The 17,696-nt window shown below is 67.0% G+C and carries 9 protein-coding genes; 8 read left to right on the forward strand and 1 reads right to left on the reverse strand.

The genetic code is table 11. The annotated features are described in order from the left end of the window. The first annotated feature begins 71 nt into the window (after positions 1-71). From VZ068_RS04815 to VZ068_RS04850, 8 genes are all read left to right on the forward strand, one after another. Entirely contained in the window at positions 72-2,606 is a 2,535-nt protein-coding gene (locus tag VZ068_RS04815; protein ID WP_349657059.1) for a prolyl oligopeptidase family serine peptidase, read from the forward strand. A gap of 385 nt (positions 2,607-2,991) precedes the next feature. After that, entirely contained in the window at positions 2,992-5,706 is a 2,715-nt protein-coding gene (gene ppc, locus VZ068_RS04820) for a phosphoenolpyruvate carboxylase (protein WP_349657060.1), read from the forward strand. Positions 5,707-5,786: 80 nt separating this feature from the next. After that, positions 5,787-6,359, forward strand: a complete 573-nt coding sequence (locus VZ068_RS04825; RefSeq protein WP_259154478.1) for a TetR/AcrR family transcriptional regulator — start codon at positions 5,787-5,789, stop codon at positions 6,357-6,359. After that, positions 6,356-7,393, forward strand: a complete 1,038-nt coding sequence (locus VZ068_RS04830) for a DUF4105 domain-containing protein (protein WP_349657061.1) — start codon at positions 6,356-6,358, stop codon at positions 7,391-7,393. Before VZ068_RS04825 ends, VZ068_RS04830 begins: the two co-directional genes overlap by 4 nt. Then, entirely contained in the window at positions 7,393-9,417 is a 2,025-nt protein-coding gene (locus tag VZ068_RS04835) for an alpha/beta hydrolase (protein WP_349657655.1), read from the forward strand. Before VZ068_RS04830 ends, VZ068_RS04835 begins: the two co-directional genes overlap by 1 nt. 279 nt (positions 9,418-9,696) lie before the next feature. Beyond that, positions 9,697-10,962 (forward strand): OmpA family protein, encoded by a 1,266-nt coding sequence (locus VZ068_RS04840; RefSeq protein WP_349657062.1) that lies wholly within the window; start codon positions 9,697-9,699, stop codon positions 10,960-10,962. A gap of 550 nt (positions 10,963-11,512) precedes the next feature. Beyond that, the gene (locus VZ068_RS04845) at positions 11,513-14,281 is read left to right on the forward strand and encodes a TonB-dependent receptor (RefSeq protein WP_349657063.1); all 2,769 of its coding nucleotides are present in this window, start codon (positions 11,513-11,515) and stop codon (positions 14,279-14,281) included. A gap of 148 nt (positions 14,282-14,429) precedes the next feature. Next, entirely contained in the window at positions 14,430-15,767 is a 1,338-nt protein-coding gene (locus VZ068_RS04850; protein ID WP_349657064.1) for a histidine-type phosphatase, read from the forward strand. 572 nt (positions 15,768-16,339) lie between these two features. Here VZ068_RS04850 and metK read toward each other — a convergent pair. Beyond that, a complete protein-coding gene (metK, locus tag VZ068_RS04855; RefSeq protein ID WP_259168233.1) occupies positions 16,340-17,551 on the reverse strand; it encodes a methionine adenosyltransferase in 1,212 nt (403 codons plus the stop codon). Positions 17,552-17,696: the final 145 nt, after the last annotated feature.

The raw sequence follows: 17,696 nt of genomic DNA on the forward strand, positions 1-17,696 counted from the left end.
CAACCAACGGCAGGGGAGTCGCCGACGAGCGGCTGCTAAGGTCCAGGGTTGATCGAGACCGGGAGCGGACAATGCAGGCGAAACGGAATGCGCAAGGCTGGCGGCAGCACACATGGGCGTTGGTGTGGGCAGGCGCAGGAGCGCTGGGGTTGAGCGCGCCGTTGCTGGCATCGGCAGCCAGCTCACCAGCGACACCCACCGCCGCGGCAGCAAGTAGCGGGTATCAACTGCCCTCCAAGGCGCTGCAGGCAGTGGTCGACGCACCGCGCGCGCCGCTGCTGCACCTCTCGCCCAAACGCGATCTGGCTGCGATGCTGCAGTTGCCGGCATTGCCGGACATCGCCGAGGTGGCCCAGCCCGAGCTCAAGCTGGCCGGCCTGCGCATCCATCCCAAGACCTTCGCCAGCAGCCGGTTTGCCTTCGCCGGCAAGCTGTGGATGCTGTCGGTAGCCGATGGCAGCGAGCGGCAGATCGCCGGGCTGCCGACGCCGTTGTCGCTGGCCACGCTGAGCTGGTCGCCGGACCAGCGCTACCTGGCGTTCCGGCGCGAGGACGCGACCAGCGGTGCCAACGAGCTGTGGCTGGTGGACGTGGCGGCCGGGCAGGCCAGGCGCCTGGTCGCTGGCTTGAATACCAGCGTCGACGACGAGTTGCACTGGTTGCCCGACGGCAGCGGCCTGCTGTTGCAACAGCAAGTGGCAGGGCAGGGTGCGCCGCCTGCCCGCGACGTGGTGCCGGACGGCCCGGCGACCCAGCAGACCAGCGCCGCCGCAGGCGTGCGCTCGCTGCCGACCTATCAGGACCTGCTGCGCAACGAGGCCGATGCGCGCGTGTTCGAGTACTACGCCACCGGCCAGCCGGTCATCGTCAGCGTCACCGGGCAGGTGCGCCCGATCGCCACGCCCGGCATCTATCTCAACCTGTCGGTGTCCCCGGATGGGCGCTACATCCTGAGCGAACGCAGCGAGCGGCCGTTTTCCTACCTGGTGCCGGTAGACAACTTCCCGCGCCGCATCGAGGTGCTGGACCTGCAGGGCAAGCTGGTGCGCCAGATTGCCCAGTTGCCATTGGTGGAAGGCTTGCCGACCGGCAATGACGCCGTGCCCACCGGCGTGCGCGACATCGCCTGGCGGCACGATGCGCCGGCCACCCTGGTCTGGGCCGAGGCGCAGGATGGCGGCGACCCGGCACGCGAGAGCAAGGTGCGCGATGTGGTCCGGATGCAGGCGGCGCCATTCGCGCGTGGGCCGGTGACGCTGGCGCAGCTGGGCAGCCGGTTCGAGGGCATCCAGTGGGGCCGCGGCGATCTGGCCATCCTCAGCGAGAGCTGGTGGAAGACCCGGCGCACCAAGCAGTGGCGCATTGCGCCAGACCAGCCGCAGCGCGCGCCGGAACTGCTGTGGGATCGTTCCTCGCAGGACCGCTATAACGATCCCGGCACGCCGGCGACCATGGCCGATGGCAAGGGCCGCGCATTGCTGCAGACCGGTGCCGATGGCAACAGCCTGTTCCTGCTTGGCAAGGGTGCTTCGCCGGAAGGCGACCGCCCGTTCGTGGATCGCTTCGATCTGCAGAGCAAGCGCGCCACGCGGCTGTTCCATTCGCAGGCGCCCACCTATTCCGCGCCGCTGGCATTGCTGGATGCGCAGGGCACGCAGTTGCTGCTCAGCCGCGAATCGCCTGAAGAACCCGCCAATTATTTCGTGCAGTCGCTGGGCGATGCGGCGCCGGCACCGCGTGCGCTGACGCAGTTCGCGCACCCGTTGCCGCAGTTGCGCGGCGTGCAGAAGGAGCAGATCCGCTACAAGCGCGCCGATGGCGTGGACCTCACCGCCACGCTGTTGCTGCCGCCGGGGTACGACCCCAAACGCGATGGCCCACGCCCGCTGCTGATGTGGGCCTATCCGGGCGAGTTCAAAAGCGCCGACACCGCCAGCCAGGTCACCGACTCGCCGTATCGCTTCAATGCGATCAGCTACTGGGGGCCGCAGGCATTCCTGGCGATCGGCTATGTGGTGCTCAACAACCCGACCATGCCGATCGTCGGCGAAGGCGATGCCGAACCCAACGACACCTATGTGCCGCAGCTGATCGCCGACGCACAGGCGGCGGTGGATGAAGTGGTGCGGCGCGGTGTCACCGACCGCGAGCACATCGCCATCGGCGGGCATTCGTACGGTGCGTTCATGACGGCCAACCTGCTTGCGCACACGCGGCTGTTCAAGGCCGGCATCGCACGCAGCGGCGCCTACAACCGCACGCTCACGCCGTTCGGCTTCCAGGCCGAGGAACGCAACTACTGGCAGGCGCAATCGGTGTATCAGGCGATGTCGCCGTTCAACTACGCCGACAAGATCAAGGACCCGCTGCTGCTGATCCACGGCCAGGACGACAACAACACCGGCACCTTCCCGATCCAGAGCGAGCGCATGTTCGCCGCGATCAAGGGTCTGGGCGGCACCGCGAAGCTGGTGATGCTGCCCAACGAATCGCATGCGTATCGCGCGCGGCAATCGATCCTGCAGATGCTGGCCGAGAGCGAGCAGTGGTTGAAGAGCAATCTTGGCGAGCCGGTGAAGGAGACCGGTGCGACACGCGCGCGTTGATCGATGGTGCGCTGGCACCGGTAGGAGCGCGCTTGCGCGCGATGCGGCGTTACCGGTGAGCTTCGTCGCACCCGGGTGCGCTCCTACAGCGGATGCGGCTGTTGCGCTGCCGGCAACGTCTGCTGAGCCGCGTGGATGGTTGCGCGATCACCCATAGGAGCGGGCTTGCCCGCGAGGGCCTTACCAGGGAAGCCACGTTGCGTAGGAGCGGGCTTGCCCGCGATGGGCGTTACCGGGAAAGCCCATCGCGGGCAAGCCCGCTCCTACAGGTCGTCGGTAGGCGCACACGATGGTTGGTGTTGAAACCGTCGTGATGGTCGCGATCATCTAATCCTTTTGGGTTAGTCTTCGACGACTTTGCGCTTGATGAGGGTGTGCGTTTCCGATGAACGAGTACCGCAGCAGTCTTGTGTTCGCTACCCCCGATCTTCCCTTGCGCGACGATGTGCGTCGCCTGGGGGCACTGGTCGGCGATCTGCTCGCCGAGCAGGTATCTGCGGAATTCCTCGACGAAATCGAACGCGTCCGTACCACCGCCATTGCGCGTCGCGAGAGCGATGCGCCGCCTTCCACGTTGAGCGAGCAGCTGGCCGGCCGTGAGCCGCGCGATGCCGAATCGCTGGTGCGTGCCTTCAGCACCTATTTCCAGGTGGTCAACATCGCCGAGCGCGTGCACCGCATCCGCCGCCGCCGCGAGTACCAGCGCAGCGGTACCGATACGCCGCAGCCCGATGGCCTGCACGATGCCCTGCGCCGGCTCAAGGCGCAGGGCGTGAGCCTGGAAGAACTCAGCCAGTGGTTGCCGCGCATCGACGTGGAGCCGGTGTTCACCGCGCACCCCACCGAAGCGGTGCGCCGCGCGCTGCTGGAAAAAGAACAGCTGATGGTCGCCAGCCTGGTCGACAACCTCGACGGCATGCGCACCCCCAACGAGCGCGCCAGCGATGCGGCGCGCTTCCGCATGGCCCTGACCGCGTCCTGGCAGACCGCCGATTCCTCGCCGGTGCGTCCCACCGTGGACGACGAACGCGAACACGTGGGGTTCTATCTCACCCAGGTGCTCTATCGCGTCATCCCGGTGATGTACGAAACCCTCGAACACGCCATCGAAGAAACCTACGGGAGCGTGCCGACCCTGCCGCGGCTGCTGCGCTTCGGCACCTGGGTGGGCGGCGACATGGACGGCAATCCCAACGTGGATGCCACCACCATCGCCGGCACCCTGGATGCGCAGCGCCGCGCGGTGCTGGACCGCTACCAGAAGGAACTCTGGCAACTGGCCAGCCTGCTCAGCCAGTCGACCACGCTGGTGGCGGCGAGCCCGGCATTGAATGCGCAACTGGAGCGCTACCGCGCATTGCTGCCGGACGCAGCCGCGCGCTCGCGCCCGCGCCACGGCGACATGCCGTACCGGCTGCTCAACGACCTGATGCGTGCACGGCTGCAGGCCACGCTGGACGATGCCGATGGCGCCTACAGCGCACCGTCGGAGCTGGAGCACGATCTGCAGGTGATCCTGGACAGCCTGCAGGCCAACAAGGGGCTGCATGCCGGTTGGTTTGCGGTGCGTCGGCTGTTGTGGCGCGTGCGCAGCTTCGGGTTCCATCTGGCGCGTCTGGATGTGCGTCAGGAATCGAGCGTGCATGCGCGCGCGGTTGCCGATGCGTTGGAACAGGGCGACTGGGACGCGCAGGACGCCACCCAGCGCGCCGCGCTGCTGGGCCCGTACGCGTCTGGCGAGCAGGCGTTGCCGCGTGTGCAGGACGACGGCAATGCGCGGCTGGACGCGGTGTTCGCCGCACTTGCCGATGCACGCACGCGCCACGGCGCCGATGCGCTGGGCAGTTACATCATTTCGATGGCGCATAACCGCGCCGACGTGCTCACCGTGCTCGCCCTGGCGCGGCGCGGTGGCCTGGTCGATGACGCTGGTGCCGTACCGCTGGATATCGTGCCGCTGTTCGAAACCGTGGACGATCTGCGCGGTGGCACCGGCACCGTGCAGGACTTGCTGGCCGACCCGGTGTATCGCCAGCATCTGGCGGCGCGCGGCGATACGCAGATGGTGATGCTGGGTTATTCGGACAGCGGCAAGGACGGCGGCATCGCGGCGTCGCGCTGGGGCCTGCAGCGCGCGCAGGTGGAACTGCTGGAAGCGGCCGCCGAACTCGGCGTGCGGCTGACCTTTTTCCACGGGCGCGGCGGCTCGATCGCCCGCGGCGGCGGCAAGACCAGCCGCGCGCTGGATGCGGCGCCGCGCGGCAGCGTCGACGGCCGCTTGCGCGTCACCGAGCAGGGCGAGGTGATCCATCGCAAGTACGGCATTCGCGCACTGGCCTTGCGCTCGCTGGAGCAGATGACCGGCGCGGTATTGCTGTCCAGCCTGCGCCCGCGTATGCCCGAGCCGCGCGAGGACACCTGGCGTCCGGTGATGGATCTGGTTGCCGAACGCAGCAGCGTGGCCTATCGCGCCTTCGTCGGTGCACCGGATTTCATGCAGTACTTCCGCCTGGCCACGCCGATCGATGTGATCGAACGCATGACGCTGGGCTCGCGCCCCTCGCGTCGGCTGGGCCAGGACGCGGCGCTGTCGAATCTGCGCGCGATCCCGTGGGTGTTTGCATGGAGCCAGGCGCGCGCGGTGATTCCGGGCTGGTTCGGCGTGGGCAGCGGCTTGCAGGCGGCGGTGGAGGCCGGGCATGAGGACAGCCTGCGCGAGATGGCGCAGGACTGGCCGTTCTTCCGCACCTTCCTGGACGACATCGCCATGGTGCTGTCCAAGGGCGACCTCAACATCGCCGAGCTGTTCTCGCGCTTGTCGGGCGACCTGCATGCGCGGTTTTTTCCGCAGATTCGCGACGAACTGGCGCTGACCAAGCACTGGGTCAAGGCGCTGCTGCAACAGCAATCGTTGCTGCAGCACGACCCGCGCCTGGCGTTGTCGATCCGCCTGCGCAACCCTTACATCGACCCGATCAGCGTATTGCAGGTCGACCTGCTGCAACGTTGGCGCGCCACCGGTGGCGAAGACGAGGACCTGCTGCGTGCGCTGGTCGCCTGCGTCAACGGCGTCTCGCAAGGCGTGCAGAACACCGGCTGATCCGACCGTTGGTCGGAGAGGGCGCGCAAGCGGCAAGCGGACTCTGGCATTAGCGGACAAATCTGTCCGATAATGCCGGCATGACGACTCCCCGCCCCGATGCCGCGCTACGCCGCCGGCAGATTCTCGATGCCGCCGACGAAGTGTTCAGCGAACACGGCGTCAATGCCCCGTTGGAACTGGTGGTGGAACGTGCCGGCCTCGGCCGCGCCACCCTGTACCGCAATTTTCCGGATCGGGTGGCGTTGATGACCGCGCTGATGGCGCGTGGTCTGGATGGCCTGGAGCGGCTGGCCGCCGATCTGGCCGACCGAGCGGACGGCCTGGCCGTGCTGCTGCACGACGTGGCCGAGCACATCGCCCAGTCTGCGCCGCTGGTGGATTTCTGGCGCTCGATGGAACGCGCAAATCCGGCGGTGGAAGCGGCCGACCGGCGGGTGGTGGCGATCTTCTTGCCGTTCGTGCACCGCGCCCGCGATGCCGGCCTGTGCCGGGCCGATGTCGACGACGAGCAACTGCTGCTGGTGATCGACATGCTGGGCAGTTGCCTGCGCGGTAACGACGAAGCGGAGCGCAAGCGCCTGGCGCATCGCTCGGCGGACCTGTTGATGCACGCGCTGGGCATGCAGGTGCCGCAAGGCGGCACGCGATGACACCAGCCACCCGCGCGGCGATCGGCCGCTGGGCGCTGCGCGCGCTGCTGGTGCTGGCGGCGCTGTGGGGCGGCCTGGCGATCTATTTCGCGCTCACCGGCAACGCCCTGGTGCGTGGCGGTTGGGTGGCCTCGTGGTGCGCGATGGCGTTGGCCGCGCTATGGGGCTTGCGCCGTGGCCGCGAGAACTGGGCCCTGGTGGGCATCTTCGGTGCCGCGTTCGTGGCGCTGGCGGTGTCGTGGGGGTTGATGCAGCCCAGCCAGGACCGCGACTGGGCCGACGATGTCGCCCAGCGCCTGCAGCCGCAGGTGCGCGGCAACATCGTCACCCTGCACAACGTGCGCAACTTCGATTGGCGTAGCGAAACCAACTACGTCCCACGCTGGGAGACCCGCCAGTACGATCTGGATCGCCTGGTCAGCGCCGATCTGGCCCTGTCGTACTGGATGGGCCCGGCGATTGCGCACACGCTGGTGTCGTTCGGCTTCGACGATGGCTCGCACGTGGTGTTCTCGCTGGAAATCCGCAAGGAACGCGGCGAATCGTTTTCTGCGGTGGGCGGCTTCTTCCGCAGCTTCGAAGAAACCCTGGTGGCCGCCGACGAGCGCGACATCCTGCGCGTGCGCACCAACGTGCGTGGCGAAGACATGTACCTGTATCGCCTGGCCATTCCCAGGGCGGGTCTGCGGCGCATGTTCATGGGCTACGTGGCGCTGGCCAACGACTTGAATCGCAAGCCGGCCTTCTACAACACGCTGACCAGCAACTGCACCACGATCGTGTATGCCCTGGTGCGCCAGCTGCAGCCCAGCTTGCCGCTGGATCACCGCTTGCTGCTGTCCGGCTACGCCGATCAGTACGCGTACGACCATCATGGCCTGATGCCGGGCTATGACTTTGCGACCTTGAAGCAGCGCGGGCACTTCACCGCGCGAGCCATCGCCGCCGACACCGCGGCCGACTTCTCCGAACGCATCCGCGCCGGCATGCCGCAGGTGCCTGCGCCCGGCGTATCGACGAGCGCATCACGGTGATGTTGCACGGGCATCCGCGTCGCGTCGCCGTGGTCTTGGCGGCGCTGCTCGCCTGCACGTGGCTGAGCGGCTGCGCGATGGTCACGGTGCAAGCGCGCAACAGCGGCGACTACATCGCGCGCACGCGTGGCGATGTGCTCAGCACCGGTGCGCTCAGCCAGGCCGGCAGCGAGACCTTGCAGGTGGCCGGGCTGCACCCCAAGGCCTGCCGCAAGCAGCCGTTGCCGTGCGCGCAGCAGCTCACCACGGTGGCAGGCGTCGGCGATGAGCGCCGCCTGGCCACGCAAGCCGAGCTGTGGACGGCACACGCGATCGACCTGAGCGGCCGCAACCCGGCACAAATGAGCGACGCGGCGGTGCAGGCCTGGCTGGAGGCCGCGCGGCACGCGTATGCCTATCTGTTTTTCACCGCGCGGGCGCCGAGTGCGCGCGCGTTCGAAAACCGCCAGACGCAGGTGCGCGACTACTACAACTATGCCGTGCAGCAGGTGGTCGAACGGCTGTTCGCGCGCGCGCAACAGGCCGGCGACACGGCGCCTACGCCGACGCAGGTGGGCCGCTGGCAGGTGGCCATCGACATGTCCGCGTATCGGCTGCCGGGTGGCGGCAACACGCCGCGCGCGATCTTTGCCGCCTCGGCGCTACGCTTCAATGGATTGCGCAGCACCTATCGACGCGATGGCTTTGGTGCCGAACTGGTGGCCGAAGTGGACCCGCAGGTGGTCGGCGACCCGGCCGGGCTGGCCCTGCAGCAAGCCGCCGCCGCAAGTGCGCCGCCACAGCGCCCGATACCGACCTTCAGCGAGATGCCGTACGCACCGGCAACGCTGCTGCTGCGTTTCGATGGCGATACCCTGGATGCGGTGCTGCGGACCGATGTGGTCACCGTGGTGCCGTACGACCCGTATCGCCAGAACGAGGTGGTGCTGCATGGTCAGCGTGTACCGCTGGCAGCCAACTTCACCGCCGCCTACGGGCTGTGGCTGGCCAAGTCGGGCTTTGCCGCGCAATCGCTGCGCTCGATGCTGGGCAGCGCGCGCGGCATCGATCGCCCGCATCTGTATCTGATGCAGCCCTACGACCCCAACCGCCGCGTGCTGCTGATGCTGCACGGGCTGGCCAGCAGCCCGGAAGCCTGGGTCAACGTGGCCAATGAAGTGATGGGCGACGAAACCCTGCGCCAGCGGTATCAGATCTGGCAAGTGTATTACCCCACCAATGCGCCGATTGCGGTCAATCGTGCGGAAATCCAGGCATTGGTGGAGCGCAGCCTGCGCCACTTCGACCCATCCGGCACGGCGATCGCCTCGCAGGACATGGTGTTGATCGGCCACAGCATGGGCGGGGTGATCGGACGCCTGCTGGTGTCTGCGTCCGGCGAACAGCTGTGGAACGCGCTGCTGCAGGACTATCGGCTGGACGGCGAGCGCGGCGCACGGGTGCGTGCGACGTTGTCGCCGTTGCTGCATTTTTCGCCAATGCCGCAAATCGACCGCGCCATCTTCATCGCCGCACCGCATCGCGGCACGCCACTGGCCGAAGGTGGGCTCGGGCGCTTCGTCGGCCGCCTGGTGCGGCTGCCGGTGGCCTTGCTGGATCGCTTCGGCGACGTGCTGCAGGATCTCGCCAACAGCGAGCGCGAGGGGCACGGCGGTGACTACCGGCGCAAGGGGCGCCTGCTGCCGCCCACCAGCATCGACAACCTGCGCGATACCGACCCGTTCGTGCGCGCCACGATGGATCTGCCGATTTCGCCGCAGGTGCGGTACCACACCATCGTCGGCCGCGAAAAACCGCAGGTGCCGCTGGCCGATTCCGACGACGGCCTGGTGCCGTATCGCAGCGCGCATCTGGACGGTGCCGCCTCCGAGCTGGTGGTGACCTCCTGGCACAGCGTGCAGGAAACCCCGCAGGCGATCCTGGAGATCCGCCGCATCCTGCATGCTCAATCGCAGGCCGAGGCCGGGCAGGCACCTGCGCAGGGTGCCGCGCCCGCGGCTGCGGCGACGCCCGCGATGTTGTGAGGCTGCCGCCCGCGCGATCGCTCGATACCGAGGACGATTGCCGGAAAGCGCGGCGGAGCTGGCATGCAGATACGCGCGCCGCGCCTGGTGACGGCCGCGCCGCGCGCATGAGGGGCACGGCTCGCCTTGCATCCAGCAGGTTGCCCGCCGACGGCATCCTCGTGTTGCTGCGTGCCACGCTGCCGTACCCCTGCTCGATCGGTCTGTTTCTCGACGCGCAGCCGTCATCTGTTAGCGCCGGCAGTGCCGTCGGCAAGCATCCGGACCGGCCTTAGCGCCTTGTTTACCGTGCGCGTGCTATCAGGCAGCTCTCGTACAGGCTCGAACAAGGAAGAGGCGATGCGCAAGCTGTCGGCAGTGCTGTGGGTCCCGCTGTTGCTGGTCGGTTGCGGAAGTGGCGAAGGTGCGAAGGATGCAGCGGCGGCTGCCGATCCAGCGCCCGCAGCAGCGCAGGCGGCGCAGGCCAACGGCGCGCCGGACGCGTCCGCAGCAGCGGATGAAACCGTGCCGGAATTTCCGGCCATCCCCACCATCGTCATCCCCGAGATCGTCGGCGTGACCCCAGCCCAACGCGCGCTGGAAGCCTCGCTGCAGGACATCCTCGACCCGATCGAAGGCGTCAGCGTCGCACCTGCGCGCTGCGGCGATGGCGGCGCGTTGATCAACGATGCCGGCATCACCAGCATCGACGCCGACGGCAACCTGCTGCGCAACGGCGGCGACGGCCTGTTCAACCTCAAGGCCGACGGCAGCGGCACCGCCAACTTCGAGGGCGGCCTGGTCAACGTCAACGCCGATGGCAGCGGCACCATCAACGCATCCGGGCAGGGCGGCGACGATGCCCTCATCGACGTGCAATCCAACGGTGGCGGCACCTACAACGGCCCGGCCGGCTTGATCAGTTTGAACGGCAAGGGCGCAGGCACCTGGAACAGCGACAAGAGCGGCCTGATCGACAATCACGGCGATGGCAGCGGCACCTGGAATGGGCCGCGCGGGTTGGTCACCGTCAATGCCGATGGTTCCGGCACCTGGAACGGGCCGGATGGCCTGGTGCAGAACCGCGGCGACGGGACCGGCACGGTCGGCACCCCGCCGCGCGAAGTGCGCATGCCGCCGCTGCCGAAGGTACCGCCGGCCGGCCGCTTCCCTCCATTGCAGAAGTTCGCTCCGCCCGGGGCGCCTTGCGGCTATCTGATCAGCTTGAACGACCGCATCCTGTTCGACTTCGACAAGTCCGACATCCGCACCGATGCCGCACGCGTCCTCGACACGCTGGCGGCCGCGCTGGGCAAGGTGACCACCAAGCAGCTGGAAGTGCGCGGGCACACCGATGCAAAGGGCGACGACGCCTACAACCAGTCCCTGTCCGAGCGCCGCGCCAACGCGGTGCTGGCCGCATTGCGCACACGCGGCGCCGCACAGGCCGCCGGCGCAAAAGGCTATGGCGAATCGCAACCGGTGGCGCCCAACACGGTCAACGGCCAGGACAATCCGGGCGGTCGTCAACTCAATCGCCGCGTCGAGATCTTCCTGCGCACATGAGTGGGATACGCAGGATGGGGTGAGCGCGATCGGCTGCAGCTGCGTGCTGCGTCGGCACAGATCTCGATCACGCTGACGCAGGCCTTGGGCGCTGTCGCGAGCGGATTGTCGCCTCGCGAGTCGCGATGCGTCACGACGCGTCGTCGCGTACGTCGGACCTTCAAGCGCGCTGTGGGCATCTTCTTCGCAGAAGGGGCCGCTTTGCTGCGAGACACACGGCTGGAACCATGACGCCACCGCGTCATGCGTGGTCGTGTCGCGCCCTGCGAAGATGCGTGCGCACCCGCGCAAGCGGCCGTATGCGCATGCCGGCAGCGATCCGCGCTTCCATACGCCAGCGACTATGCCGACTTGCGCGCTCGCTGCGCGCATTTGTCATGTCGGCAGCTCGCGTCACGGCATTGAAATATGCCGTCACCACCATGCGCGGCGCCTGCTTGCAGGTGTGACGCAGGTCCGCCGCTGCAGGCCGCGCCGCTCTCCCACACATCACCGTGGCGCCGCCGTGGCATGCGTCCATGGCGCGTTGCTGCACGCATTGGATTTGATCATGATCGTTCGTTGTACGTTGTCGCGTCCTTCGCGCCTGTCGCAGGCCTTGTGCGTGTCGTTGTCGATCGTGTGCGGCCATGCAGCCGCGCAGTCTGCCGCAGCAACGCCTGCGCAAGGCGAGATGGCGACCTTGGACAAGGTCACCGTCGCCGCCACCCGTTACAACGCGACCGACATGCAGATGGCCGCAACCAACACCGTCAACGTGTTGTCGGCCGACGACCTCAAGACCACCGCCGTGCACAACGTGGCCGAAGCACTGGGGCTGATGCCGGGCGTCAATGTCATCAACACCGGGCAATCGTACTTCGGCGGCATCGATGGCGCTGCGCGCGGCGAAGGCATGTTTTCGTCGGTGCGCGGCCTCAATGCCGAGTACAACGTCAACCTGATCAACGGCATCAACGTCGCGCAGGGCATGCCATACAGCCGTGGCGTGCAATTGAGCCTGCTGCCGCCCTCGGGCCTGCAGACCATCGTGTTGAACAAGACGTCCACCGCCGATATGGATGGCGATGCGATCGGCGGCACCATCGACTACCGCACGCCCAGCGCCTTCGATTCGCCCGATCGCCAGGGCGGCAGCGTGACCTTGAGCGGACGCATGGAGAGTCGTGCGCGCGATTACGGCGATTCCGGGCTGGGAAGTGGCGCAGCCGGCGATTGGCATGCACGCTTTGGCGACACCGGGCAGTTCGGCGTGGCGGTCAGCGCGTATTACGACGAGCGCCATTTCGTGAACAGCGAAGTGGCCGGCGCGTCGGCCGCGCGCAACGATGGTTCGTGGGAGTTTGCGCGCGCCGATGCCGGCGGCAATCTGGCTGCAGGTAGCGACCCGCAACAGGTGCTGCAGAGCACTGGCATCAACATCGGGTATTCGCAAGGCGACACCCGCCGCTACGGCGGCAATGCTGCGTTCGATTGGCGGGTGGACCCCAGTCTGCATCTCTATGCGCGCATGACCTACGCCTTCGCCAAGACCGAGCAGAACACCGGCTACACGCAGTTCGTACCGGCCAATGTCAGCTTCACCCAGATCGGCAGCAGTGGCGTGTACCAGCCGCAGATCAATCGCATCGCGGTGCGCTACTGGTACGAGACCAACCCCGAGCAGGCCGACCTTGCCACCCTCCAGTTCGGTGCGGAAAAACAGCTCGGCCATTGGACGTTTGCGCCGAACCTCTTTTACGGCACCGGCAGCAACGACCGCCCGGACCACGTGGAAATTTCCGCGCGCAACGATCAATACACCTCGAGCAACTTCGCCTACGGCGCGAACCGCTTCATCAGTTACGACGGCGACGGCTTTCCCATCCCGCTGCTGACTCCTGCGATGCAGGCACAGGCCTCCGATGTGGGCAGCCTGTTCGCGCGACGTACCGGGCAGCTTTCCAGGCAGTACAGCGGCCAGGACAAGGGCGGCGGCAAATTCGATGTGGGCTACGATTTCGATGACGGCTTGCTCAGCCGCATCGCGTTCGGCGTGAAGTATGTCGACAGCTCGCGCAGCTTCACCGATCGCGACTGGACCAATGCCAAGTACACCGACGGCACCTTGCTGCGCGACACCGGGCTGATCGCGCAGCGCTACGACGCGGTCTATCCGGGGCAATACGCACTGCCCACGGTGCGGCTGAGCAATGCCGCGCTCAACGACCTGATCGCACGCACGCTGACGCCAGCCAGTTTCGACAGCTGCGGAAAACTGGCGATCAATAACCTCAACTGCAATACCATGCGCGCCACCGAAGCGGTCAGCGCTGCCTATGCGATGGCGACATTGCATAGCGGCGATTGGGAAATCCTGCCGGGCGTGCGCCTGGAACATACCGCCATCACCAACACCTTCTGGGCGCAGCCGGCGGCCGTCAACGGGGCCGAGCAGGTCGGTGCATTCGCCAACAATCGCACCCGCTACAACGTGGTGCTGCCGAGCGTCTTCGTGAACTACCGGCCCGCCGGCGACAGCGCGGTGTATCGCGGCTCGGTGTGGACCAGCTACACACGCCCGGCATTCGTGCAACTGGGAGGTGGCCGCTCCACGGATATTTCCAGCGATGGCCAGACCATCATCACCGAAGGCAATCCGGACCTGAAACCGATTAAGTCGCTCAACGTGGATCTGTCGGGCGAATGGCAGAACGACGCTGGCGGCCACGCGATGCTGGCCGGTTATTACAAGCGCCTGACCGACTACATCTACGAGAGTGGATCGGAGGCGGCCAACGCCGGGCAGAGCGGCGCCGCCAGCACCCGCTTCGTGCGTCCGCAAAATGGTGGCGACGGCCGCGTGCTGGGCCTGGAGGCCGCCGTGCGGCAGACCTTCCAGGGCTTGCCTGCGCCGCTGGATGGCGTCGGCGTCGGCGCCAATGTCACCCGCCAGACTACACGCGTGGATCTGGGTGAAGCAGGCTTTGCGCACGAACGCATCCAGAATGCACCGAACCTGCTCGCCAACGCGGAAGTGTTCTACGAAAAGGGGCCGTGGTCGATCAACCTGAGCTACCACTATTCCGGCGAATACGTGTCGGTCTACGACTATCTCAACCAGGGCGCGCGCTGGGACAACCTGTGGATCAAGCCGATCACCCGCGTCGATCTGCATCTGGGCTATGCGCCGGGCGATCACCTGCGTGTGGATCTGTCGGTTGCCAATCTCACCAGGCAGCACAGCTATTGGGCGCATGTGGGGCACGACACCACGGCCATTTCCGACATCGTCGATTCGGGCATGACCAGCCTGGTGACCGCCAAATATGTGTTCTGAGTCGGATTGTGCAGGGTGGGGCGTGTCGGCAGGTGTGCAGCAGCGCAACCGCAAGGCTGCGGAGCAGGGCGCATCGCAGTGCGGGGCACTCACTGGCGGTGGGGAGCCGCCGCAGTCTGGGCGATGCAAAGGGGCCGGAGGCGATGCGATGGGGATCGCGTCGCCTCCGCTACGCGCAGCGCCAGTGCGGCGTCGCGGAATCGCGCCTGCGATCGCCGCTGCCTGCCTGCTGATGGCGCTTGCCGCGCTGTTGGGCGGCTGTGCATTGCCCTCGCGCAGCGCATCGCATGGTCGTGCGAATGATCGCGACCACGACGCTGGTGGCGCAGACCGGCAAACCGAGCAGCTGGAGCGCGTGGTGGTGGTGTTCCGCCACGGTGTGCGTGCGCCGCTGCAGGGCGAGGCGGCTGCCGCGCGCTACGCCGACCAAGCCTGGCCGCAGTGGTCCACCCCGGCCAGCCTGCTCACTCCGCGCGGCCGCAAGGCAGTGCGATTGAGCGGCGAGTATCTGCGTCAGTGGTTGGCCCAGCAGGCGCTGCTGCCGCGCACCGGATGCCCGGCACCGGGGAGCGTGTCGGTCTGGGTCAATACCGATCAGCGCACCATCGACAGCGGTGCCTTGCTGGCCGACGCACTGGCGCCGGGCTGCGGCATCGTCGCCGGGCACCGCGAGGCGGGCAGTAACGACCCGCTGTTCCGGCCGATCGAGGCGGGCGTGGTGGCGTTCGATGCGGCAGCCGCGGTGGCATCGATCCAGCGGCAGACCGGTGGCCCTGCCGCAGTGCTGCAAGGCCATGCGGACGAGTTGCAGGCGATGCAGCAGATCCTGGGTTGCACGCGCACGCCTTGCGACTTTGCGCGCATGCCCTCGACGTTGGCGCCATCGGCCAATGGGCGTGGACTGGCCTTGGGCGGGCCGATCGATCTGACCTCCGGCACCGGCGAAGTGCTGTTGCTGCAGTACGCCGACGGCCTGCCGCTGTCGCAGGTCGGCTGGGGCCGCGCCACACCCGAACGACTGGCGCAGGTCTCGCGCCTGCACGCGCTGTTGTTCGATATCTACGCGCGCCCGCACTACATGGCGCAGCGCTCCGGCGCGCCGCTGGCCCGCCAGGTCATGCTGCGCTTCGGCGATGCGCAGGCGCCGAAGGCTTCGTTGTTTGTCGGCAGCGATACGCATATCGCTGCATTGAGCGGGTTGTTGGGCGTGCATTTCCACCTGCCCGGCTACGGTGCAGATGATCCGCCACCGGGTGGCGCGTTGGTGCTCGGCCTGTGGCGGGAGAGCGACGGCCGCCAGGTCGTGCGTGCCCGCTACCTGGCGCAATCGCTGGATCAACTGCGCACGCTGGCACCGCTGGATCTTGCCCATCCGCCGCTGCAGCAGGAGCTGTCGCTGGGCTTGTGCGCTCCGGAGCAACGCATGGCCTGCCCGTTGGCGGACTTTGCTACGGCGCTCGAACAGCAGTTGCAGCTCGATCGGTAGTTTCGCGATCGCGACAGCTGTCCTGCGGTGGTCTGCATGGCATGTGGCTTCGCCCCGCACCCTCACCCCAACCCCTATCCCGCAGGAGAGGGGCTTGAGCAGCGGTTGGCGTCGTTGTCCCTTCTCCCGCAAGGCGGGAGAAGGTGCCCTAGGGGTGGATGAGGGTACGTGCGCAGCCACGTGCTATTGGCAGGTGAGCGGCTTCTGAGCGGCTTCGTCCGCACCCTCACCCCAACCCCTATCCCGCAGGAGAGGGGCTTGAGCAGCGGTTGGCGTCGTGGTCCCTTCTCCCGCAAGGCGGGAGAAGGTGCCCCATAGGGGCGGATGAGGGTACGTGCGCAGCCACGTGGTATTCGGCAGGTGAGCGGCTTCGCCCGAACCCTCACCCCAACCCCTCTCCTGCGGAGAAAGGGGCTCTATTTCGTCACGCCCATCCGCGTGTGGGGCCGCCGTAAGCCTAACTTGCCACTTCCTGGAGTTGGGCAACCCACCGACAGACCTCAAAACGAAACCGGGCCGCATCAGCGGCCCGGTCGTTGTGCATCGCGCTCGCTCCTGCAGGAGCGGCGTGCTTACTTCAGTTTTGCATCGGCGCGCAGGGCGTCGGCGCGGTCGGTCTTTTCCCACGAGAACGAGGTGGCGGAATGCTGCGTGCCGGCACCGTCGGTGTAGGTGAAGTCCTTCGGCTTGCGGCCGAAGTGGCCGTAAGACGCAGTCTGCTGGTACATCGGGTGGATCAGGTCGAGCATCTGGATGATGCCGAACGGACGCAGGTCGAAATGCTTGCGGATCAGCTTTTCGATCTGCTCGTCGGCGATCTTGCCGGTGCCGAAGGTGGTGACCGAAATCGAGGTCGGCTCGGCCACGCCGATGGCGTAGGAAACCTGCACTTCGCAACGGTCGGCCAGGCCGGCGGCCACGACGTTCTTGGCCACATAGCGCGCGGCATAGGCGGCCGAACGGTCGACCTTGGACGGATCCTTGCCGGAGAACGCGCCGCCGCCGTGACGGGCCCAGCCGCCGTAGGTGTCGACGATGATCTTGCGACCGGTCAGGCCGCAATCGCCCACCGGGCCGCCGATCACGAACTTGCCGGTCGGGTTGATGTGGAACTTGGTGCCCTTGTGCAGCCACTTGGCCGGCAGCACCGGCTTGAGGATTTCCTCGCGCACCGCTTCGATCAGGTCCTTCTGCTTGATGCCCGGGTCGTGCTGGGTCGACAGCACCACCGCGTCGATCGCGGTCGCCACGCCGTCTTCATAGCGCAGGGTGACCTGCGACTTGGCGTCCGGACGCAGCCAGGACAGCGCCGAGTTCTTCTTCTTGCGGATCTTCGCCTGCTGCTCGACCAGGCGGTGCGACAGGTGGATCGCCGCCGGCATGAAGCTGTCGGTCTCGTTGGTGGCATAGCCGAACATCAGGCCCTGGTCGCCGGCGCCCTGTTCTTCGGGCTTCTTGCGGTCCACGCCCTGGTTGATGTCCGGCGACTGCTTGCCGATCAGGTTGAGCACGCCACAGGTCTCGCCGTCGAAGCCGACGTCGGAGCTGTTATAGCCGATGTCCAGGATCACCTTGCGGGTGAGGGCTTCCAGGTCGATCCAGGCGCTGGTTGTCACTTCGCCGGCAACGATCGCCACACCGGTCTTGACCATGGTCTCGCACGCCACGCGGGCACGCTTGTCCTGGGCCAGGATGGCATCCAGCACGGCGTCGGAGATCTGGTCGGCGATCTTGTCCGGATGGCCTTCGGAGACCGATTCGGAGGTGAACAGGTAGCTGGACATCAGGCTTATATCCCTTAATTCGGATGAAAAGATGGGTGCGGATGATACACGCCCCGTGTGTCGGTTGCATTGTGCGCCTGAACGCGATGCCGTGGGGTTAAGCGCGACCGACAAGGCGCTCCGGCAGTCGGCAATGAGGTGTCCG

Origin of the sequence: Xanthomonas sp. 10-10, assembly GCF_040182365.1 — a bacterium.
GTDB lineage: Bacteria > Pseudomonadota > Gammaproteobacteria > Xanthomonadales > Xanthomonadaceae > Xanthomonas > Xanthomonas arboricola_F.

Coding starts and splice junctions, on each gene's coding strand:
- ppc (WP_349657060.1), top strand. CDS start 2,992: ATGAACGAGTACCGCAGCAGTCTTGTGTTCGCTACCCCCGATCTTCCC.
- VZ068_RS04850 (WP_349657064.1), top strand. CDS start 14,430: ATGGGGATCGCGTCGCCTCCGCTACGCGCAGCGCCAGTGCGGCGTCGC.
- VZ068_RS04830 (WP_349657061.1), top strand. CDS start 6,356: ATGACACCAGCCACCCGCGCGGCGATCGGCCGCTGGGCGCTGCGCGCG.
- VZ068_RS04835 (WP_349657655.1), top strand. CDS start 7,393: ATGTTGCACGGGCATCCGCGTCGCGTCGCCGTGGTCTTGGCGGCGCTG.
- VZ068_RS04825 (WP_259154478.1), top strand. CDS start 5,787: ATGACGACTCCCCGCCCCGATGCCGCGCTACGCCGCCGGCAGATTCTC.
- VZ068_RS04845 (WP_349657063.1), top strand. CDS start 11,513: ATGATCGTTCGTTGTACGTTGTCGCGTCCTTCGCGCCTGTCGCAGGCC.
- metK (WP_259168233.1), bottom strand. CDS start 17,551: ATGTCCAGCTACCTGTTCACCTCCGAATCGGTCTCCGAAGGCCATCCG.
- VZ068_RS04815 (WP_349657059.1), top strand. CDS start 72: ATGCAGGCGAAACGGAATGCGCAAGGCTGGCGGCAGCACACATGGGCG.